Genomic DNA, 20509 nt, shown 5'->3' with positions numbered 1-20509 from the left:
TCACCGGCCGAACCCGAAGATGCTGCCCGCGGCGTGCGGGCTCTCCTTGATCGTGGGCGGCTTCGCGGCGTCGTACCACTCGGCGGACCGGATCTGCTTCATCGCGTCCTTGCGGGTCGCGGCGTCCAGCCGGTCCAGGAAGAGCACACCGTCGAGGTGGTCGGTCTCGTGCTGCACACAGCGCGCCATCAGGCCGGTGCCGACCAGCTGGATCGGGTCGCCGTGCTCGTTGAAGCCGTTCGCGACCACGTTCTGCCGGCGCTTGGTGTCGACGTAGATGCCGGGGATGGAGAGGCAGCCCTCGGGGCCGTCCTGCTCCTCCTCGTCGGGGAACGAGAGCACCGGGTTCACGATGTGACCGACCACGTCGTCCACGTCGAACGTGAAGACCCGCAGACCGACGCCGAGCTGCGGGGCGGCCAGGCCGGCGCCGCCCTCGTCCTGCATCGTCTCGATCAGATCCTTGACGAGATTGCGCAGTTCCTTGTCGAAGTCGACGACGGCATCGGCCGGTGTCCGCAGGACCGGGTCGCCGAAAAGACGGATGGCTTGGACGGTCACGCGGCGAAACTCCTGACTGTGGTGGCTTGCACCCGCCCAGTCTACGTTTCGCCGCGCCCGGACCCGACGTCAGAACAGGTCGGCCGGATCCACCTGGATGCGCACCGGCTGGGAGGCCTTGCGGGTGCTCCGCATGGCGGCCGCCTCGTGCAGCGCCCGCGCCAGGTCACCGGCCTTGGACCGGGACACCCGCAGCAGCATCCGCTCCTGGTCCTCCGGGGCCGGAACCGGGCCGAGCACCTCGGCGCCCTCCGGGAGTTTCGCCTGCGCCAGCAGGTCGGCCACGGCCGCCGCGACGCCGGTGACGCTCGCCATCCGGGCCGCCGGCGGGAAGCCCAGCTCGCGGCGTTCGGCCAGCTCACGGGCCGCGAACCAGCCCGGGTCCCAGCGCAGCAGGGCCTGCACCGGGGCCAGCGAACCGTCCGCCACGACGACCACCTTGCCGCCGTCCCGGGCCGGCCGGGCCAGCGCCGCCGCGTTCAGCCAGCGGCGCATCGTCTCCTCGGCGGCGCGCAGATCGGAGCGGCTCAGCAGCGCCCAGGCGTCGAGCAGCAGCACCGCCCCGAACCCGCCACCGGCGGCCGACGGCTCGGCACCCGGCGTGGACACCACCACGGCCGGTTCGTCCGGGACGGTGACGAGAACCTCATCCCGGCCGGACGTGCGCACCGGCACACCCGGGAAGGCGCGACCCAGCTCTTCCGCCGTACGTCTGGCGCCCGTGACCGAAGCACGCAGCCTGCGCTCGCCGCAGGCGGGACACGCGTAGGCCGCCGAAGCCCGGCCGCACCAGTGGCACACCGGCACGTCGCGGGCGCCCTGCAACCCCAGCGGGCCGGAGCAGTGCGGGCAGCGGGCCGGGGTACGGCACTCGGCGCACGCCACGGCCGGCAGATAGCCCCGCCGCGGCACCTGCACCAGCACCGGCGCCCCGGCCTGCAACGCCTGCCGCGCGGTCTGCCACGCCAGACTGGGCAGACGCGCGCTCACCGCACCGGGATCCCGCGCCAGCTGCGGATCATCCCCGGTCGGCGCGATCGCCGGCGACCGCCGCCTCAGAACCCCACGGTCAGCCACGATCTCCTTGGCCCATCCGGTCTCCAGCAGGAGTTGTGCTTCCCCGGTACGGGCGAAGCCGCCCACCAGCACCGCGCACTCGGCCAACTGGGCCCGGGTGAGCAGCACCTCACGGGCGTGCGGATAGGGCGCCCGGGGCTCGGCGTGCACGTCGTCGCCGTCGTCCCAGATCACCACGAGCCCCAGCTGCGCGACCGGCGCCCACATGGCGGCCCGGGTGCCGGCCACCACCTTCGCCTGATGCCGGCTCGCCGCGAGGAACCGCCGGTAGCGCTCGGCCGGCCCGAGCGCGGCGTTGAGGGCCACATGCTCGCCCGGCTCCAGCACCGCGCCGAGCGCCTTGTCGACCCGGTCGAGGTCGCGAGCGTCCGCCACCACCACGACGACGCCCCGCCCGGCCTTGACCGTGGCGGCCGCCGCCTCGGCGATCCGGGCGGGCCAGTCCTCCCCGGGCAGCGCCGACCAGACGGCGCGGGCGGGCCGGCCCTCCTCGAGCGCCCGCAGATAACCCATGCCGGTCGGATAGGAGTCCCACCCCCCGGCGGCCGGCCCGGGCAGGAGGTCCACGCCGCCGGCCGGGCCCGCGCTTTCCGAAGCGACGGCCGGGGCACCGCTGTCCGCCGGCCCGCCACCCTCACGGCCGACTTCCCCGAGCGCGCCATCCTCGCGACCGTCTTCCGCGAGCGCGGCCTCCTCGCGGCCGGCTTCCGCGAGCGCGGCATCCTCGCGGCCGACTTCCCCGAGCGCGGCATCCTCGCGGCCGGCTTGCGCGAGCGCGGCATCGGGTATGGCCGCGGCCTCGGCTCTCGGCTTCGCGGCGGCGGCCTCGACCCGCGCGTGCCGGGGCGGGATCGCGAGCCGCAGCACGTCGGCGAGGTTGCCGGCGTAGCGCTGCGCCACCGCCCGCGCCAACCGGGTGATCTCCGGGTCGAGCACCCGCTCGGCCGACACCACCTTTTCCAGGTAGGCCAGCTTGCCGCCGTGCTCCGACGACTCCACCCGCTCCAGCAGGAACCCGCTCATCTGCTGCCCGGCGAACCGCACCTTCACCCGGACGCCCGGCTGCGCCACCTCGTCGTCGTCGGCGGAGACCAGGTAGTCGAACGGCCGGTCGAGATGGGGCAGCGGCACGTCGACGCAGACGCGGGCCACCGGAAGCCGCTCGGCCGGTTCCCGTTCACTGCGCGCGCCCTTGGTCCCCATCGCCGAACATTCTGCCCGGACCCCCCGACACTCCCCCGCGCCGCCGCCCCCAGAAGATCGAATCCGGCTGCAGCCCGACACGATCAAGCAACGACCCGCAGCCGAAAACGATCGAGCGATGACCCGCAGCCGGACACGATCGAGCGCCGTCCGGACCCGCTCAGTGCGTCAGACAGCGAACCCGCCCGCCCACCAGATCGATCTCGACGATGTCCGGGAACCGCAGCGCCGACCAGAACCCGGCCGGGTCGGGCGACAGCTCGTACCGCGACGCCATCCAGACGACCGGCGCCAGCCCATGGCTCCCGAGCACCAGCGTCCGCCCCAGCCCGGCCGCCGCGGCGGCGTGCCGCACCACGGCCGCGTCGAACCTCGCGATCACCGCGGGGTGCGGCTCCCACCCGTCCGGGCAGGCGCCGCCCAGGTACGCGAGGGCGGCCGCCCGGTATTCGTCGTCGCTGAACCAGTGGTGCGGCCGGTGCGCCTCGGCGAGATCGGGATCGGTGACCACCCGCTGCGCGCCGGCGATCTCCTGCATCGTCTGCGCGGCCTTCGGCTCGGTGCTCGCGACGTAGTGGGCCGGGTGTGTCACGTGCAGGCGCAGCAGCCGGGCGGCGACCCGGCTGTCCCACGCGAGCGGCCACTGCGAGGCCGGTACCAGGGGGTCGACGGCCGGCATCGCGTGCCGGACGAGGATCAGCCGTTCACCGGCGACGGGGTGGCCACCGGAACCATCCACAACATTCATGCGAACGAACACGCAGAACGCCCGCATACGGATCAAGGCCCGGCGTGAGCCGGGCCTTGATCGAGGGAAACTCAGGAAGCGGCGTTCTTCAGGTCCGCCGCCCGGTCGGTGCTCTCCCAGCGCAGGTCGGCGAGCTCACGGCCGAAGTGGCCGTAGGCGGCCGTCTGCTGGTAGATCGGGCGCAGCAGGTCGAGGTCGCGGATGATCGCGGCCGGCCGCAGGTCGAAGACCTCGTTGATGGCCTTCTCGATCTTCTCGACCGGCACGGTCTCGGTGCCGAAGGTCTCGACGAACAGCGACACCGGGTGCGCCTTGCCGATCGCGTAGGCGACCTGCGTCTCGCAGCGCTCGGCCAGGCCGGCGGCGACCACGTTCTTGGCAACCCAGCGCATCGCGTACGCCGCGGAGCGGTCGACCTTGGACGGGTCCTTGCCGGAGAACGCGCCGCCGCCGTGGCGGGCGTAGCCGCCGTACGTGTCAACGATGATCTTGCGGCCGGTCAGGCCGGCGTCGCCCATCGGGCCGCCGATCTCGAAGCGGCCGGTCGGGTTCACCAGCAGGCGGTAGCCCTCGGTGTCGATGCCGAGGTTCTCCAGCTCGGGGCCGATCACGTGCTCCCGGATGTCCGGGGTGAGCAGCGACTCGAGGGAGATGTCGGCGGCGTGCTGCGACGAGACCACGACCGTGTCGAGGCGGACCGGGCGCAGCCCGTCGTACTCGATGGTGACCTGGGTCTTGCCGTCGGGACGCAGGTAGGGGATGGTGCCGTCCTTGCGGGCGGCGGAGAGCCGGCGGGCCAGGCGGTGGGCCAGCGCGATCGGCAGCGGCATCAGCTCGGGGGTCTCCGAGCAGGCGAAGCCGAACATCATGCCCTGGTCGCCGGCGCCCTGCGAGTCGAGCACGTGCTCGCTGTCGCCGGTCCGCAGCTCGATGGCGCTGTCCACGCCCTGCGCGATGTCCGGGGACTGCGAGCCGATCGAGACGCTCACGCCGCAGGACGCGCCGTCGAAGCCCTTCTTCGACGAGTCGTAGCCGATCCGCAGGATCGTGTCGCGCACGATCTTGGGGATGTCGGCGTAGGCCTGCGTGGTGACCTCACCGGCCACGTGCACCTGGCCGGTCGTGATGAGGGTCTCCACCGCGACACGGCTGCGTGGGTCCTGCTCGAGCAGGGCGTCGAGAATGCCGTCGCTGATCTGGTCAGCGATCTTGTCCGGGTGGCCTTCCGTGACCGACTCGGAGGTGAACAGGCGGCGTGCCACGGTGCTCCTCAGATTTGTCGAATACAACGTAACGCGGAAGTGTAATCAGCTCACTGGCCGCTCAGGGACCTGGGCATCCAGGCGTGCCACGACGTGGTCAAGAATCATATCGGCCACATCGTCTTTGGGGAGTTCCCCGTAGGTGTCGGTGGATCCCCCGGCGCCCAGCAGGGTGACCGTGTTGCGGTCCTGCCCAAACACCAGGTCGGGACCCACCTCGTTAACGACGATCAGGTCGGCTCGTTTCCTCACCATTTTGGCGCGCGCGTGCTCGAGCGCGTCGTGAGTCTCGGCAGCGAAGGCGACAAGCAGCTGACCTGGCCCTTTGGACGCCCCCAGTTCGGCCGCTATGTCCGGGTTGGTGGTCAGCTCGATCGGGGCCGGCGTACCCTCGTCGGTTTTCTTGATCTTTTGAACGGCGACGCTCGAGGGGCGGAAGTCGGCCGGGGCCGCCGCCATGATCGCCACATCGGCCGCCGCGAACGCCTCGACCGTGGCCTTGCGCAGCTCCTCGGTGGTGCCGACCCGGACCAGGTCGACGCCCGCCGGATCGGGGAGGGACACGTTCGCCGCGACGAGGGTCACCCGGGCGCCACGGGCCACCGCGGCTTTCGCGATGGCATAGCCCTGTTTGCCGGAACTGCGGTTGCCGAGGAAACGCACCGGATCGAGTGGCTCGCGCGTCCCGCCCGCGGTGACCACGACATGACGACCCGCAAGATCAACATCAAGACCCCTGCGATGTACGCGTAACGCGTACTCGAAGATGGCCGCCGGATCGGGAAGACGGCCCTTCCCGGTGTCCTTGCCGGTGAGCCGGCCCACCGCGGGCTCCAGGACGAACGCGCCCCGGGACCGCAGGGTCGCCACGTTCGCCCGGGTCGCCGGGTTCTCCCACATCTCGGTGTGCATGGCCGGCGCGTAGATCACCGGACAGGTCGCCGTGAGCAGCGTGTTGGTGAGCAGGTCGTCGGCGATGCCGTGAGCGGCCTTCGCGAGGATGTCGGCGGTGGCCGGCGCGACCACGACGAGCTCGGCGGCCCGGCCGATCCGCACGTGCGGCACCTCGTGCGCGTCGTCCCACACCTCGGTGGCGACCGGCCGCCCGGACAGCGCGGCCCAGGTCGGCGCGCCGACGAACTTCAGCGCCGACGCGGTCGGCACGACGCGCACCCCGTGCCCCGACTCGGTGAAGAGCCGCAGCAGCTCGCAGGCCTTGTACGCGGCGATGCCACCGCACACTCCAAGAACGACTTCGGTCACTACCGCACCTTAGATAACAAACGATCCCGCGCCCAGGCTTCGGGACGCGGGATCAGCATGGTGAAACGATCAGATCACGGGTTGTCGGTCGGCTCCGCGGTCAGCAGGCCCGCGTTGATCTCGCGCATCGCGATGGAGAGCGGCTTCTCCTGCGGCGTGGTCTCGACCAGCGGTCCGACGTATTCCAGCAGGCCCTCGCCGAGCTGGCTGTAGTAGGCGTTGACCTGGCGGGCGCGCTTGGCCGCGAAGATCACCAGCGAGTACTTCGACGAGGTCTTGTCGAGCAGCTCGTCGATCGGCGGGTTGGTGATGCCTTCGGGGTTCGCGATGGTTCCCACTGTGGTGAAGTCCTTAATCGTCGAGAATCAATGCTCGTGTGCGAGGTATAACGAACCGAGCAATCCTACCAGCTCATCCGCGGCACGCTCGACGAAGTCGTTCACCACGGTGACGTCGAACTCCGACTCGGCGGCGAGCTCCTCGTCGGCGTGGGCCAACCGGCGCTTGATCGTCTCGGCGTCGTCGGTGCCCCGGCCGATGAGACGGCGCTGGAGCTCCTCGACGCTCGGCGGCGCCAGGAAGACCAGCTGGGCCTCCGGCATCGCGGCACGCACCTGACGGGCGCCCTGCAGGTCGATCTTCAACAGAACGGGCCGGCCCTGGGAGAGCCAGCCCTCGACCTGCGCCCGCGGTGTCCCGTAGAGGTTGCCCGCGAACTCCGCCCACTCCAGCAGCTGCCCGCCGTCGATCAGGCGCTGGAACTCGGCGCGGTTCACGAAGTGATAGTGCTCGCCGTCGGTCTCGTAGTCCCGTTTCTTGCGGGTCGTCACCGACACGGACAACTTGATCCAAGGCGAGCGCGCCCGGATCAGCTCGATCACACTGTCCTTGCCGACCCCGGAGGGGCCGGAAAGAACGGTGAGGCGGGCTGCCGGGCGCGCGTCGTCATCCATGCTCACGGCTCATGTCTACACGAGCCCATGAGTCAGTTCGCAGCGAACTCCCCCAGGAGGGCCTTGCGCTGCTGGTCGCCAAGACCACGGAGCCGGCGGCTCTCAGCGATCTTGAGCTTCTCCATGATCTGGGTCGCCCGGATCTTGCCGATGCCCGGCAGCGCCTGAAGCACGGCCGAGACCTTCAGCTTGCCGACGACCTCGTCGGCCTCCGCGCGGTCGAGCACGGCGGCGAGGGTGGTCTTGCCGGACTTGAGCTGTTCCTTCAGCTCAGCCCGAGCCTTGCGAACTTCCGCGGCCTTCTCCAGCGCAGCTTGGCGCTGTTCGGGGCTCAGTGACGGGAGCGGCACCAGTTCTCCTCAGGTCCCTTACGCGGCGGTAGTTCAATACCGGCGCTTTGTGAAACGTGGTGTGCCAGGGAACCAAAGGGGCATGTGGTTCCCGGCGCCGGGAAAACTAGCGGTCAACGGCGCTTTCGGCAACGTGGGGGTACCCCGTCGACCGCATCCTGACGCCCTGTTAAGCAGGCCGTTTCACCCGAGCGCGGCGCGGCAGTCGTCCAGAACACGGTCCGTCGCGGCCCGCAGATCGGCGATCTCCGGGCCCGCGGCGAGAACCTCGCGTGAGTACGAGGGCAACACGTTCCGCAGGCTTTCGCCGAAGACCGCGCGCAGGTCGGAGGGTGTCGCGCCCTGCGCCCCGAGGCCCGGCGCGAGGAGCGGTCCGTTGACCTTGGAGAGGTCGTGTCCGGTCTCGCCGATCGTCGCGCCGACCACGAGGCCGAGGCTGCCGAGCGGCTGCGCACCCGCGTTGACCTGGGCAATCTCGTCGATGATCGTCTGCGCGACGGTTTTCCCGGACGCCGCGACGGCGTGCTGCACGGCCGGGCCCTCGGGGTTCGAGGTCAGCGCGAGGACGAAGACTCCGCCGCCGTGAGCGGCCGCCTGGTCGAATGCCGGCTGCAACGAGCCGACTCCGAGATAGGGACTCACAGTAATCGCGTCAGCACGCAGAGAACTCGCTGGATCGAGATACGCGGACGCGTACGCGGCCATCGTCGAGCCGATGTCGCCCCGCTTCACGTCCAGGAGGACAAGAGCACCCGCCTCTCGCGACTGTCGGATAGTTGACTCAAGAATCGCGACGCCACGTGACCCAAATCTCTCAAAAAACGCGGACTGTGGTTTCAGAACCGCCACCCGATCGGCCAGTGCGTCGACCACCGTACGGGCGAAGCGTTCCAGGCCCGCGATGTCGTCGGAGAGGCCCCAGCGGGCGAGAAGAGATGCATGCGGGTCGATGCCTACGCACAGTGGACCACGCTCCGCTACGGCCGCGTGAAGCCGTTCGCCGAAGGTCTCCATTATTTTTCCCCCAAACGTGTCAGGTAGCTGCCACCGCGGCGGTGATCCCCGCGGTAATGCGGTCCACGTCCGCCTCGTCGGCGACGTAGGGCGGCATCGTGTAGATCAGGTCCCGGAACGGCCGCAGCCAGACGCCCTGGGCCACCGCGGCCGCCGTCGCCGCCGCCATGTCCACCGGATGATCGAGCTGCACCACGCCGATGGCGCCGAGAACGCGGACGTCGGCGACCCCTCGCGCGCCGCGGAGCGGCTCCAGGCCGTCTTTCAGCCGGCTTTCGATCTTCTGTACGCCGGCCGCCCACCGGCCGTCGCGCAGGAGGCCGATCGACGCGTTCGCGATGGCACAGGCCAGCGGGTTGCCCATGAACGTCGGGCCGTGGGCCAGGCCGCCCCCCTCGCCCGCCGAGATCGCCGCGGCCACGGCCGGCGTGCAGAGCGTCGCCGCGAGCGTCAGGTAGCCGCCGGTGAGCGCCTTGCCGAGGCAGAGGATGTCCGGGCTCACCCCGGCGTGCTCGGCCGCGAAGAGCCGGCCGGTCCGCCCGAACCCGGTGGCGATCTCGTCGAAGATCAGGAGGATGCCGTGCGCGGCGGTCGCCTCCCGCAGCACCCGCAGGTACTCCGGATGGTGGAAGCGCATCCCGCCGGCGCCCTGCACGACCGGCTCGACGATCACGGCGGCCAGCTCGTCCGCGTGCCGCTCGATCATCTCCTCCAGGGAGGCCGCGTAGGCGTCGTCGAACTCCGCGGGCGGCGGCCCGGCGAAGACCTGGGCCGGCAGGACCCCGGACCAGAGCGCGTGCATGCCGCCGACCGGGTCGCAGACGCTCATCGGGTGGAACGTGTCGCCGTGGTACCCGCCCCGCCAGGTGGCGAGGCGCTGCCGTCCCGGCCGTCCCAGGGCCCGCTGGGCCTGCAGCGCCATCTTGATCGCCACCTCGACCCCGACCGAGCCGGAGTCGCAGAGGAAGACGTGCTGGAGGCCGGGCGGGGTGAGCTCGACGAGGGTGCTCGCCAGCCGGATCGCCGGCTCATGGGTGAGCCCGCCGAACATCACGTGGCTCATCCGGCCGGCCTGCTCGGCCATCGCGGCGTCCAGCACCGGGTGCCGGTAGCCGTGGATCGCCGCCCACCAGGACGACATCCCGTCCACGAGCTCCCGGCCGTCGCCCAGCCGCAGCCGGACCCCGGCCGCACTCTCCACCAGATAGGGGTCGGTGCGGCCGGGCATCGGGCCGTACGGGTGCCAGACGTGCGCGCGGTCGAGCGCGAGCAGGTCCTCGCGCCCGGCGCTCATCGGGCGCGGTGCGAACGGATCGGGCGGGCGCCGCGGGCGACCGCGCGGACCAGGTCCGGTCCCCGGTAGATGAACCCGCTGTAGAGCTGCACCAGCGAGGCGCCCGCGTCGAGCAGACGGGACGCGTCGTCGACGGTCATCACGCCGCCGACCCCGATGATCGGCAGCCGGCCGCCGGTCTCGGTGTGGACGAACCTCACCACGTCCCGGGCCCGCTCGGTGAGCGGCTTCCCGGAGAGCCCGCCGGCCTCGCCCGCGAGGTGCTGGTCGGACTCGGCGATGCCGTCACGGGACAGCGTCGTGTTGGTCGCGATGAGCCCGGCCGCGCCGTGCTCGAGGCAGACCTCGAGGAGCTCGGCGATGGCCGGCTCGGTCAGGTCCGGGGCGATCTTCACGAGCACCGGCACCGGGCCGTTCAGCGCCTTCAGCAGCGCCGCGATCGAGTCCCGGTCCTGCAGGCTGCGCAGCCCCGGCGTGTTCGGCGAGGAGACGTTCACCGCGATGTAGTCGGCGTACGGGTGCAGCAGCCGGTACGAGAACAGGTAGTCCTCGACCGCCTCCTCGAGCGGCGTCACCTTGGACTTGCCGAGCGAGATGCCGAGCGGCACGTCCAGCCTGCCGAGCGCCGCGAGCCGGTCGGCCAGGGCGGCCGCGCCGAGGTTGTTGAACCCCATCCGGTTGATGATCGCCTCGGTCTCCTTGAGGCGGAACAGCCGCGGCTTGTCGTTGCCCGGCTGCGGCTTCGCGGTGACCGTGCCGACCTCGACGAAGCCGAACCCGAGCGCCGGCCAGGCCGGCAGCGCGACGCCGTTCTTGTCCATCCCGGCGGCCAGGCCGACCCGGTTCGGGAACCGGACGCCGAACACGTCGACCGGCGCGGCGAACGCGTACCGGCGGCGCATCGCGTCGAGAGCCGGCCCGGGCAGCGAGGCGAGCCGGTTCAGCGTCCACTCGTGGGCGTGCTCGGCGTCGCCGCCGCCCAGCCGGAACAGGACCGGCCGGACGGCGTTGTCGAAGAACTTCACTGAGCTGAACCCTGCTGGACGAGCTCCGGGCGGAGCAGAGCGTGCCACTCCTGCAAGGGGCGGACCGTCATGTCGCCGCGCATCAGCGCCTCGATGCCCATCACCGCGGCGGCCGCGCCGGGCACCGTGGTGATGCTCGGCACGTTCGCGGTGACCGCGGCGCTGCGGATCTCGTACCCGTCGAGCCGGGCGCTCGCGCCCGAGCCCTGCGGGGTGTTGATGATCAGCGCGATCTCGCCGGCCAGGATCAGCTCGACGGCGTTCGTGCCCGGGCTCTCGTAGTGCTTCGGGACGACCTCGCACTCGATGCCGTAGCGGCGCAGCACCTCGCCGGTGCCGGCCGTCGTCACGATCGTGAAGCCGAGGTCGGCGAGCCGCTTGACCGGGAAGATCATCGACCGCTTGTCCCGGTTCGCCACCGAGACGAAGACCTTGCCGCTGGTCGGGAGCGAGCCGTACGCGGCGGCCTGCGACTTGGCGAACGCCTGACCGTAGCCGGCGTCGATGCCCATCACCTCGCCGGTCGACTTCATCTCCGGGCTGAGCAGGCTGTCCACGTTGTTGCCGGCGAGCGTGCGGAACCGCTTGAACGGCAGCACCGCCTCCTTCACCGCGATCGGCGCGTTCACCGGCGTGGAGCCGCCGTCGCCCTCGGCCAGCAGCAGCCCCTCGGCCCGCAGGTCGGCGATGGTGGCGCCGAGCGCGATCCGGGCGGCCGCCTTGGCGAGCGGGACCGCCGTCGCCTTGGAGACGAACGGGACGGTCCGCGAGGCGCGCGGGTTGGCCTCCAGCACGTAGAGGGTCTCGTCCTTGAGCGCGTACTGCACGTTCAGCAGGCCGCGCACCCCGACGCCGCGGGCGATCGCCTCGGTGTAGCGGCGGACCTCGGCCAGGTGCGGCGCGGCCAGGTTGACCGGCGGCAGCGTGCAGGCCGAGTCGCCGGAGTGGATGCCGGCCTCCTCGATGTGCTCCATGACGCCGGCCAGGTAGACCTCGCCGGTGTCGTCGCAGAGCGCGTCCACGTCGATCTCGATGGCGTCGTCGAGGAACCGGTCGACGAGCACCGGGTGGTCCGGGGAGATCTCGGTGGCCCGCTCGATGTAGCCCTGGAGGGTCGGCTCGTCGTACACGATCTCCATGCCCCGGCCGCCGAGCACGTACGACGGGCGGACCAGGACCGGGTACCCGATGCTGTCGGCGATCGCCTTGGCCTCGGGGAAGGTGGTCGCGGTGCCGTGGTCCGGCGAGCGCAGGCCGGCCTCGGCCAGCACCGCGCCGAACAGGCCGCGGTCCTCGGCCAGGTCGATCGCCTCGGGCGAGGTGCCGACGATCGGGACGCCGGCCTCCTTGAGCCGGTTCGCCAGGCCGAGCGGGGTCTGGCCGCCGAGCTGCACGATCACGCCGACCACGCCCGGGCCGCCGGCCGCCCTGCCGGAGCTGTCCTCGGCGTGGAAGACCTCGAGGACGTCCTCGAAGGTGAGCGGCTCGAAGTAGAGCCGGTCCGCGGTGTCGTAGTCGGTGGAGACCGTCTCCGGGTTGCAGTTGACCATCACGGTCTCGTAGTCGACACCGCGGAGCGCCTGGACGGCGTGCACGCAGGAGTAGTCGAACTCGATGCCCTGGCCGATCCGGTTCGGGCCGGAGCCCAGGATGATCACCTTGGGCCGGTCGCTCGGCGCCACCTCGGTCTCCTCGTCATACGACGAGTAGTGGTACGGGGTGTTCGCCGCGAACTCGGCGGCGCAGGTGTCGACGGTCTTGTAGACCGGGCGGATGCCGAGCCGGTGGCGCAGCGCGCGCACGCCGTCCTCGCCGGCCAGCTCCGGCCGCAGCACCGCGAGCTGCTTGTCGGACAGGCCGTTCCGCTTGGCCCGGCGCAGCAGCTCGTCGTCGAGGACCGGGGCCGCGAGGATCTCGGCGCGCAGGTCGACCAGCGCCTGGATCTCGTCGAGGAACCACGGGTCGATCCGGCCGCTGGCCGCGTGCACCTGCTCGACCGTGGCGCCGAGCCGCAGCGCGGCCTCGACCGTGTAGAGCCGGCCGTCGTGCGGGATCTTCAGGGCTTCGAGGGCCTCGTCGAGGTTCTCGAAGGTCGGTGCGGTCCAGAAGCCGGCCGCCTTGGTCTCCATCGAGCGCATCGCCTTGTTCAGCGCCTCGGCGAAGTTGCGGCCCAGGCTCATCGCCTCGCCGACCGACTTCATCGTGGTGGTGAGCTCCTTGTCGGCGCCCGGGAACTTCTCGAAGGCGAACCGCGGGATCTTCACGACCACGTAGTCGAGGGCCGGCTCGAAGGCGGCCGGCGTCTTGAGCGTGATGTCGTTCGGGATCTCGTCGAGCGTGTAGCCGATGGCCAGCTTCGCGGCGATCTTGGCGATCGGGAAGCCGGTGGCCTTCGAGGCGAGCGCGGACGAGCGGGACACCCGGGGGTTCATCTCGATGACGATGAGCCGGCCGTTGTCCGGGTTGATCGCGAACTGGATGTTGCAGCCGCCGGTGTCCACGCCGACCTCGCGCAGCACGGCGATGCCCAGGTCACGCAGCTTCTGGTACTCGCGGTCGGTGAGCGTCATGGCCGGCGCCACGGTGACGCTGTCGCCGGTGTGCACGCCCATCGGGTCGACGTTCTCGATCGAGCAGACGACCACGACGTTGTCGTTCTTGTCGCGCATCAGCTCGAGCTCGTACTCCTTCCAGCCGAGCACGCTCTCCTCGATGAGGACCTCGTGCACCGGGGAGGCGGCGAGGCCGGCGCCGGCGATCCGCTCCAGGTCCTCGTCGGTGTGCGCCATGCCGGAGCCGAGGCCGCCCATGGTGAACGACGGCCGGATGACGACCGGCAGGCCGATCTCGGAGACGGTGTCGCGGACCTCGTCCATCGAGTGGCAGACCCGCGAGCGCGGGGTCTCGCCGCCGGCCTTCGCCACGATGTCCTTGAAGAGCTGGCGGTCCTCGCCCTTGCGGATGGCGTCGACGTTCGCGCCGATCAGCTCGACGCCGTACTTCTCCAGGACGCCGCTCTCGTGCAGGGCGATCGCGGTGTTCAGCGCGGTCTGGCCGCCCAGCGTCGGCAGGATCGCGTCCGGGCGCTCCTTCGCGATGACCAGCTCGACGAACTCCGGGGTGATCGGCTCGACGTAGGTGGCGTCGGCGAACTCCGGGTCGGTCATGATCGTGGCCGGGTTCGAGTTCACCAGCGAGACGCGGATGCCCTCGGACTGCAGGACCCGGCACGCCTGGGTGCCGGAGTAGTCGAACTCGCAGGCCTGGCCGATGACGATCGGGCCGGAGCCGATCACCATGATGTGCTTGAGATCTTCACGTTTCGGCATGTCGCGTCAGCCCTTCTTTTCCACGAGCTCGACGAACCGGTCGAACAGGTAGTCCGCGTCGTGCGGGCCGGCAGCGGCCTCGGGGTGGTACTGGACGGTGAAGGCGGGGACCTCGATGCCCCGCAGGCCCTCGACCACGTTGTCGTTGAGGCAGACGTGCGAGACCTCGACGCCGCCGAAGTCCGTGTCGATCACGGTGTTCAGCGGGGCGTCCACGGCGAACCCGTGGTTGTGGCTGGTCACCTCGACCTTGCCGGTGGTCTTGTCGAGCACCGGCTGGTTGATGCCGCGGTGGCCGTACCCGAGCTTGTAGGTCCCGAAGCCGAGCGCGCGGCCCAGGATCTGGCTGCCGAAGCAGATGCCGAACAGCGGCACCTCGCGGCGCATCACCTCGCGGGCCAGCGCCACCGGGCCGTCGGCGGTCGCCGGGTCGCCCGGGCCGGGCGAGAAGAAGACCGCGTCCGGGCTCACCGCGAGCAGGTCCTCGATCGAGGAGGACGCCGGGAAGATGTGCGTGGTGACGCCGCGCTCGGCGAGCCGGCGGGCCACGTTGCGCTTGATGCCGAGGTCGAGCGCGGCGACCGTGTAGCGGTGCTCACCTTCCGCTTTCACGGTGTAGCGCGAGGACGTCGTCACCTGGGCGGAGAGGTCGGCGCCGAGCATCTCCGGCTGGCCCTTGACCTTCGCCAGCAGCGCGGCCGGGTCGAGGTCGAGCGAGGAGATGCCGACCCGCATGGCGCCGCGCTCGCGCAGGTGCCGGGTCAGCGCGCGGGTGTCGACGCCGCTGATGCCGACGACGCCCTCGGCCGCGAGACGCTCGCCGAGGTCGCCCCGGGAGCGCCAGTTCGACGGGCGGCGGGCCGGGTCGCGGACCACGTACCCGGCCACCCAGATCCGGTCCGACTCGTCGTCCTCGTCGTTCACCCCGGTGTTGCCGATCTGCGGCGCGGTCTGCACCACGACCTGCTTGTGGTACGACGGGTCGGTCAGCGTCTCCTGGTAGCCGGTCATGCCGGTGGTGAACACCGCCTCGCCGAACGTCTCCCCTACGGCGCCGTAGGCGCTGCCGTGGAACGTGCGCCCATCCTCGAGAACCAGAATCGCCTTGGTCACTTGACCGCCTTTCCGTCCAGAACCGTCGCTTCGCCCCGCAGGAAGGTCGCCACGATGCGACCGGGCAGGGTCATACCCGCGTACGGCGTGTTTCGGCTGCGGCTCGCCAGCTCCGCCGGGTCGACGACCCCGCGGTACGACGGGTCCACCAGCGTCAGGTTGGCCGGCGTGCCGGCCGTCAGGTCGCCGCCGTGCCCGGTCAGTCCGGCGATCCGGGCCGGCGCGATCGACATCCGGTCGGCGATCAGCTCCCAGTCCTCGCCGAAGACGCTCAGCACGATCGGCAGCGCGGTCTGCAGGCCCAGCATGCCGGGGCGCGCGTACGCCCACTCGCATTCCTTGTCCTGCACCGCGTGCGGCGCGTGGTCGGTCGCGACGACGTCGATCACGCCGTCCCGCAGCGCCTGGCGGAGAGCTTCGACGTCTTTCCTCGTACGCAGCGGGGGGTTGACCTTGAAGACCGGGTCGTAGCCCGCCGCCAGCTCGTCGGTGAGCAGCAGGTGGTGCGGCGTCACCTCGGCGGTCACCCGGACCCCGCGCGCCTTGGCCTGCCGCAGGACCTCGACCGAGCCGGCCGTGGAGACGTGACAGACGTGCAGGCGGCTGCCGACGTGCTCGGCCAGCAGCACGTCCCGGGCGATGATCGCCTCCTCGGCGACCGCGGGCCAGCCGGTCAGGCCGAGGCGGGTGCTGACCTCACCCTCGTGCATCTGCGCGCCCTCGGTGAGCCGCGGCTCCTCGGCGTGCTGGGCGATGACGCCGTCGAACGCCTTCACGTACTCGAGGGCCCGGCGCATCAGCTTCGGGTCGGCCACGCAGAAGCCGTCGTCCGAGAAGATCCGCACGTTCGCGGCCGAGGTCGCCATCGCGCCGAGCTCGGCGAGCCGCTCGCCGGCCAGGCCGATCGTGACAGCGCCGATCGGCTGCACGTCCACGAGGCCGGCCTCCCGGCCCAGCCGCCACACCTGCTCGACCACGCCCGCGGTGTCGGCCACCGGCGAGGTGTTCGCCATGGCGCAGACCGCGGTGTAGCCGCCGAGGGCCGCGGCGCGCGAGCCGGTCTCCACCGTCTCGGCGTCCTCGCGGCCGGGTTCGCGCAGGTGGGTGTGCACGTCGACGAGGCCGGGCAGGGCCACCAGACCCGTCGCGTCGACGACTTCCGCTTTATCGTCTGATTTGTCGGAAATTACGCCATCTTTGATGAAGAGATCGGCCGGCTCGGCGCCGAGGACCGAGACGCCCTTGAGCAGGTACGCCATCACTTGCCTCCCAAAAGCAGGTAGAGGACGGCCATCCGGACGCTGACGCCGTTGGCGACCTGTTCGACGATGGTGGAACGGGGTGAGTCGGCGACCTCGGGAGCGATCTCCATGCCCCGGTTCATCGGGCCGGGGTGCATCACGATCGCGTGGTCGGGCATCTTCTGGAGCCGGCGCATGTCGAGGCCGTACCGCCGGCTGTACTCGCGGGCCGACGGGAAGTACGAGTCCTGCATCCGCTCGGTCTGCACGCGCAGCATCATCACCACGTCGCTGTCCGGCAGCACCGCGTCCAGGTCGTACGAGATCTGGGTCTTCTCGGAGAGCGCGGCGGCGAGATCCAGCGGGACCAGAGTCGGCGGGCCGACCACGGTGACCTGCGCGCCGAGCGTGGTCAGCAGCAGGACGTTGGAGCGGGCCACCCGGCTGTGCAGCACGTCGCCCACGATCGCCACCCGCAGGCCGTCGAGCCGGCCGAGGCGCGAGCGCATCGTGTACGCGTCGAGCAGCGCCTGCGTCGGGTGCTCGTGGGTGCCGTCGCCGGCGTTCACGACCGAGCCGTCCACCCACTCCGCGAGCCGGTGCGGCGCGCCGCTCGCGCCATGCCTGATCACCACGGCGTCGGCACCCATGGCCTGCAGGGTGAGCGCGGTGTCCTTCAGGCTCTCGCCCTTGGAGACGCTCGAACCCTTGGCCGAGAAGTTGATGACGTCGGCGGAGAGCCGCTTGGCAGCGGCTTCGAAAGAGATCCGGGTACGGGTGGAGTCCTCGTAGAACAGATTCACGACGGTCCGGCCGCGCAGCGCCGGCAGCTTCTTGACCTCGCGGCCGGACAGCGAGGCCATCTCGCCGGCGGTGTCCAGGATGAGGGTGGCGGTCGCGGCGTCGAGGTCCGCGGCCGAGCGCAGATGCTTGATCACTTGAGGCCTCCGATCAGGCGGACCTCGTCGGCGCCGTCGATCTCGGTGAGCGCGACCTTGACGCTCTCGCTGAGCGCGGTCGGGATGTTCTTGCCCACGTAGTCGGCGCGGATCGGCAACTGCCGGTGACCGCGGTCGACCAGGACCGCGAGCTGCACCGAGCTGGGCCGGCCCAGGTCCTGCAGGGCGTCCAGGGCGGCGCGCACCGAGCGGCCGGAGAAGAGCACGTCGTCGACGAGGATCACGCGCAGCCCGTCGATGCCGCCGCTGGGCAGCTCGGTCTTGCCGAGCGCGCGGGTGGCCTTGAGCCGCAGGTCGTCGCGGTAGAGCGTGATGTCGAGGGAGCCGACCGGGACCTCGACGCCCTCGAAGGCGTGGATCCGGGCGGCGAGGCGGTGGGCGAGCGGGACACCGCGGGTCGGGATGCCGAGCAGCACGGTACCGGTGGCGCCGGAAGTCTTCTCAAGGATCTGATGAGCGATCCGGTCGACGACCCGGTGCAGGTCGGACCCTTCCAAAATGATCTTGCTGGGCGCGTCTGCGCGTGGCTGCGCCACGGCGGACCTCCTTCCCCGCCTCACGGGACGGGTCGTTAAAGGATGTCGGTCGGAACAAGCCCCGCTTCAGGCCGTCCCGATGGCTGACGCTACGTTACCAGTGGACGCAGCGTTGACCATGGTGACGTGCCTGACTGGAGCGAACCGGACAAATCCTGTAACTGGGGATACAGCCGGTAACTTTGGTGCGGCCCGCGCGACTCATCGGTAACCAACACTTGACCGGCGGTCGCAAACTCCGTACCGTCACGCAGCGTAGCGATCCGCGAGGAAAGAACCCTCCGGGCCAGCACAGTACCGGGAGTGTCCGTATGCCGTCTGAGTACGCGAAGTCGCTGGGCGCCCGCCTGCGCTCCATCCGCCAGCAGCAGGGCCTGTCCCTGCAGGGCGTCGAAGAGAAGTCCAACGGCCGCTGGAAAGCCGTCGTCGTGGGCTCGTACGAGCGGGGCGACCGCGCGGTGACCGTCTCGCGCCTGGCCGAACTGGCCGACTTCTACCGAGTGCCCGTCTCGGAGCTTCTGCCCGACGGCAGCGGCATCCGCCTCGAGGCCACCAACAAGATCGTGCTGGACCTGGAGAAGCTGTACGACACCACCGGCGAGGACCTCGCCTACGTGGCTCGTTACGCCCGGGCCATCCAGCAGCAGCGCGGCGACTACAACGGCCGCGTCCTGTCGATCCGCGCCGACGACCTGCGCGCGCTCGCCATCGTCTACGACATCTCGCCCTCCGGCCTCATCGAGCGCCTGACCGAGCAGGGCGTGCTCGTCGCGGACCCCCGCGCGTTCTTCGCCAGCTGAGCCATATTCAGCAACCCCCACAAAGCCCGCGTCGTCTCGACGCGGGCTTTCGTGTATCCCCGCCTTCCCGGATCCCCGCTCCCCGCCCCTCCCGGCTCCCCGCTCCCCGCTTCCCGCTCCCCCGCGATCTTGTGACTCCGCACAGGCCCGGGACTGCGCAACTCCACAAGATCGCGCCGAAACGGGGGACGGCCACCCCACACCCCGCCCACTCCCGGCCCGCTCCCCGCGATCTTGTGACTCTGCACAGACCCGGAGCTGCGCAACTCCACAAGATCGCGGCGAAACGGGGGCCGGCCACCCCACGCCCCGCTCACTCCCGGCCACCTTCCCGCGATCTTGTGACTTTGCGCAGGACCGTTCCTGCGGGAATCAACAAGATCGCGGGCTTTGCGGCGGCTGCTCAGTGACGGCGGAGGCTTGCTGTGGCGGAGGCTTGCTGTGGCGGTGACTCTGCGGCGGTTTCCACATGGGGGCGGCGTATCCACAGGCTGGCGACTTCGGGAAGCGAACCGGATGCCCGCGACGTCATGGTGGGCCGGTGCGATGGGACTGCCCCAACGGGGATGCGAGCGAATTCGACTGGCTGGCCTTCGAACAGTCGGGCGTGCTGACGCGGACTCAGGCGGAAGCGTTGCTGGGCCGGCATCCGGTACATCGGCACCTCGAGCTGGGCCGCTGGCGTACGATTTGTCGCAATTTGCTCTTGACCCACAACGGCCCGATGCATCCGGAACAACAGCTCTGGGTAGCGGTCCTGACCGCCGGACCGGGCGCGCTTCTCGCCGGGCGAAGCTCCGCGACGGCCGGCGGCGTCGTCGGTCTCCGCCGGGAGCCGATCCAGGTGCTGATCCCGGCGCCCCGGAATCGGACCGGCAACGCCGAGCGGCTGCCACCCGACATGCCGGAGATCCAGATCTTCCGCACCGCCCGGCTGCCGCAGAGCCATTGCCGGACCGGCCGTCCACCCCGCACCACGCAGGCACGTTCGGTCGTCGACGCGGCGGCGTGGGCGGAGGGTGACGACGAGGCCCGTACCATCGTCGTTTCCGCCTGCCAGCAGCGCCGCGTGACGCCGGAGGAGATCGGGCGGGTTCTCGATGTGTTCCCGCGGATCAAACGGCACCGCCTGATCGCCAGGACGATCGCCGACATCGCGGGCGGTGCGCTGTCACTGGCCGAGGTCGATTTCGTCACGCTCTGCCGCAAGTTCGAACTACCCGCGCCGAAGTTGCAGCAGCGCCGGCGGGACGCGGCCGGGCGGAACCGGTTTCTGGACGCCTACTGGCCGGAGTTCCGCCTGCACGTGGAGGTCGACGGCGCGTACCACGTCGTCGACGAGCAGTGGGCCGCCGACATGATCCGGCAGAACGACGTCTGGATCAAGGGCGACCGCATCCTGCGCTTCCCGGCCTCGCTCATCCGGTCTCGTCCCGATGTGGTGGCGCTCCAGCTGCAGCAGGCAATGAACGCCGCTGCTCGATCTTGATCATTCCCGCAGCCCCGGGCCTGCGCAGAGTCACAAGATCGCGGGGAGGGGAGCGGGCGCGGGAGGGAGCGGGCGCGGGGGGAGCGGGCGCGGGGGGAGCGGGCGCGGGGGGGCGGGCGCGGGGAGAGCAGGCCCGCCTCGGGGCGATCTTGTGACCTTGCGCGGCACCGTTCCTGCAGAAAGTCACAAGATCGCGAAGAAAGCAGGCGCGAGCAGGGACGGACGCGAGCGGGCAGGCGCGGGCAGAGCAGGGGCGGACGCGAGCGGGCAGGCGCGGGCAGAGCAGGGGCGG

General features: G+C 70.9%; 18 protein-coding genes. 2 read left to right on the top strand and 16 right to left on the bottom strand.

Annotated features, from left to right (window positions below):
- The 16 genes from def to pyrR all read right to left on the bottom strand — a co-directional run bounded on the left by def (position 1) and on the right by pyrR (position 17928).
- Complete coding sequence (gene def, locus AB0G10_RS07290) at positions 1-561, bottom strand: peptide deformylase (protein ID WP_360917804.1); 561 nt, start codon at positions 559-561, stop codon at positions 1-3.
- A 69-nt stretch (positions 562-630) separates the two neighbouring features.
- Positions 631-2841 (bottom strand): primosomal protein N', encoded by a 2211-nt coding sequence (locus tag AB0G10_RS07285; RefSeq protein ID WP_360917803.1) that lies wholly within the window; start codon positions 2839-2841, stop codon positions 631-633.
- 160 nt (positions 2842-3001) lie between these two features.
- Positions 3002-3589, bottom strand: coding sequence for a hypothetical protein (locus tag AB0G10_RS07280; RefSeq protein WP_360917801.1), 588 nt, complete (start codon positions 3587-3589; stop codon positions 3002-3004).
- Positions 3590-3660: 71 nt separating this feature from the next.
- Entirely contained in the window at positions 3661-4851 is a 1191-nt protein-coding gene (gene metK / locus AB0G10_RS07275) for a methionine adenosyltransferase (RefSeq protein WP_360917799.1), read from the bottom strand.
- A 45-nt stretch (positions 4852-4896) separates the two neighbouring features.
- Positions 4897-6114: a bifunctional phosphopantothenoylcysteine decarboxylase/phosphopantothenate--cysteine ligase CoaBC gene (gene coaBC, locus AB0G10_RS07270; RefSeq protein WP_360917797.1), complete on the bottom strand. Its 1218-nt coding sequence runs from the start codon at positions 6112-6114 to the stop codon at positions 4897-4899.
- A 74-nt stretch (positions 6115-6188) separates the two neighbouring features.
- Positions 6189-6452, bottom strand: coding sequence for a DNA-directed RNA polymerase subunit omega (rpoZ, locus tag AB0G10_RS07265; protein WP_014446315.1), 264 nt, complete (start codon positions 6450-6452; stop codon positions 6189-6191).
- A 27-nt stretch (positions 6453-6479) separates the two neighbouring features.
- Positions 6480-7067 carry a guanylate kinase gene (gene gmk, locus AB0G10_RS07260; RefSeq protein ID WP_360917985.1) on the bottom strand — a complete coding sequence of 196 codons (588 nt, stop codon included), beginning with the start codon at positions 7065-7067 and terminating at the stop codon, positions 6480-6482.
- A 32-nt stretch (positions 7068-7099) separates the two neighbouring features.
- Positions 7100-7417 carry an integration host factor, actinobacterial type gene (gene mihF / locus AB0G10_RS07255; RefSeq protein WP_014446317.1) on the bottom strand — a complete coding sequence of 106 codons (318 nt, stop codon included), beginning with the start codon at positions 7415-7417 and terminating at the stop codon, positions 7100-7102.
- Between the two features lie 183 nt (positions 7418-7600).
- Positions 7601-8431 carry an orotidine-5'-phosphate decarboxylase gene (pyrF, locus tag AB0G10_RS07250; RefSeq protein ID WP_360917795.1) on the bottom strand — a complete coding sequence of 277 codons (831 nt, stop codon included), beginning with the start codon at positions 8429-8431 and terminating at the stop codon, positions 7601-7603.
- Between the two features lie 19 nt (positions 8432-8450).
- Positions 8451-9725, bottom strand: a complete 1275-nt coding sequence (locus AB0G10_RS07245) for an adenosylmethionine--8-amino-7-oxononanoate transaminase (RefSeq protein ID WP_360917793.1) — start codon at positions 9723-9725, stop codon at positions 8451-8453.
- Positions 9722-10750 (bottom strand): quinone-dependent dihydroorotate dehydrogenase, encoded by a 1029-nt coding sequence (locus AB0G10_RS07240; RefSeq protein WP_360917791.1) that lies wholly within the window; start codon positions 10748-10750, stop codon positions 9722-9724. The genes AB0G10_RS07245 and AB0G10_RS07240 overlap by 4 nt, the downstream gene beginning before the upstream one ends.
- Positions 10747-14079, bottom strand: coding sequence for a carbamoyl-phosphate synthase large subunit (gene carB, locus AB0G10_RS07235; protein ID WP_360917790.1), 3333 nt, complete (start codon positions 14077-14079; stop codon positions 10747-10749). The genes AB0G10_RS07240 and carB overlap by 4 nt, the downstream gene beginning before the upstream one ends.
- Before the next feature lie 6 nt (positions 14080-14085).
- The gene (carA, locus tag AB0G10_RS07230; RefSeq protein ID WP_360917788.1) at positions 14086-15192 is read right to left on the bottom strand and encodes a glutamine-hydrolyzing carbamoyl-phosphate synthase small subunit; all 1107 of its coding nucleotides are present in this window, start codon (positions 15190-15192) and stop codon (positions 14086-14088) included.
- On the bottom strand, positions 15189-16454 hold the full coding sequence (locus AB0G10_RS07225) for a dihydroorotase (RefSeq protein ID WP_360917786.1): 1266 nt from the start codon (positions 16452-16454) through the stop codon (positions 15189-15191). Before AB0G10_RS07225 ends, carA begins: the two co-directional genes overlap by 4 nt.
- Complete coding sequence (locus tag AB0G10_RS07220; RefSeq protein WP_360917784.1) at positions 16451-17371, bottom strand: aspartate carbamoyltransferase catalytic subunit; 921 nt, start codon at positions 17369-17371, stop codon at positions 16451-16453. The genes AB0G10_RS07225 and AB0G10_RS07220 overlap by 4 nt, the downstream gene beginning before the upstream one ends.
- On the bottom strand, positions 17368-17928 hold the full coding sequence (gene pyrR / locus AB0G10_RS07215; protein ID WP_360917782.1) for a bifunctional pyr operon transcriptional regulator/uracil phosphoribosyltransferase PyrR: 561 nt from the start codon (positions 17926-17928) through the stop codon (positions 17368-17370). Before pyrR ends, AB0G10_RS07220 begins: the two co-directional genes overlap by 4 nt.
- Before the next feature lie 311 nt (positions 17929-18239).
- On the opposite strand from pyrR, the gene AB0G10_RS07210 reads away from it, so the two are divergent.
- Together AB0G10_RS07210 and AB0G10_RS07205 are read left to right on the top strand one after the other, a co-directional pair.
- Positions 18240-18728: a transcriptional regulator gene (locus AB0G10_RS07210; RefSeq protein ID WP_014446326.1), complete on the top strand. Its 489-nt coding sequence runs from the start codon at positions 18240-18242 to the stop codon at positions 18726-18728.
- 469 nt (positions 18729-19197) lie between these two features.
- Positions 19198-20217, top strand: a complete 1020-nt coding sequence (locus AB0G10_RS07205) for a hypothetical protein (RefSeq protein ID WP_360917780.1) — start codon at positions 19198-19200, stop codon at positions 20215-20217.
- The last annotated feature ends 292 nt before the right edge of the window (positions 20218-20509 follow it).

The sequence above is a fragment of the Actinoplanes sp. NPDC023714 genome (genome assembly GCF_040639855.1).
Classification (GTDB): domain Bacteria; phylum Actinomycetota; class Actinomycetes; order Mycobacteriales; family Micromonosporaceae; genus Actinoplanes.
The sequence above is the reverse complement of the archived record's forward strand: the minus strand, read 5'-3'. Positions and strand labels throughout refer to the sequence as shown.

What these genes read in the sequence shown, in the direction of transcription:
- AB0G10_RS07285 (WP_360917803.1), bottom strand. Translation starts at nt 2,841, where the DNA reads ATGGGGACCAAGGGCGCGCGCAGTGAACGGGAACCGGCCGAGCGGCTT.
- AB0G10_RS07280 (WP_360917801.1), bottom strand. Translation starts at nt 3,589, where the DNA reads ATGAATGTTGTGGATGGTTCCGGTGGCCACCCCGTCGCCGGTGAACGG.
- gmk (WP_360917985.1), bottom strand. Translation starts at nt 7,067, where the DNA reads ATGGATGACGACGCGCGCCCGGCAGCCCGCCTCACCGTTCTTTCCGGC.
- pyrF (WP_360917795.1), bottom strand. Translation starts at nt 8,431, where the DNA reads ATGGAGACCTTCGGCGAACGGCTTCACGCGGCCGTAGCGGAGCGTGGT.
- AB0G10_RS07245 (WP_360917793.1), bottom strand. Translation starts at nt 9,725, where the DNA reads ATGAGCGCCGGGCGCGAGGACCTGCTCGCGCTCGACCGCGCGCACGTC.
- carB (WP_360917790.1), bottom strand. Translation starts at nt 14,079, where the DNA reads ATGCCGAAACGTGAAGATCTCAAGCACATCATGGTGATCGGCTCCGGC.
- AB0G10_RS07210 (WP_014446326.1), top strand. Translation starts at nt 18,240, where the DNA reads ATGCCGTCTGAGTACGCGAAGTCGCTGGGCGCCCGCCTGCGCTCCATC.
- AB0G10_RS07205 (WP_360917780.1), top strand. Translation starts at nt 19,198, where the DNA reads ATGGGGGCGGCGTATCCACAGGCTGGCGACTTCGGGAAGCGAACCGGA.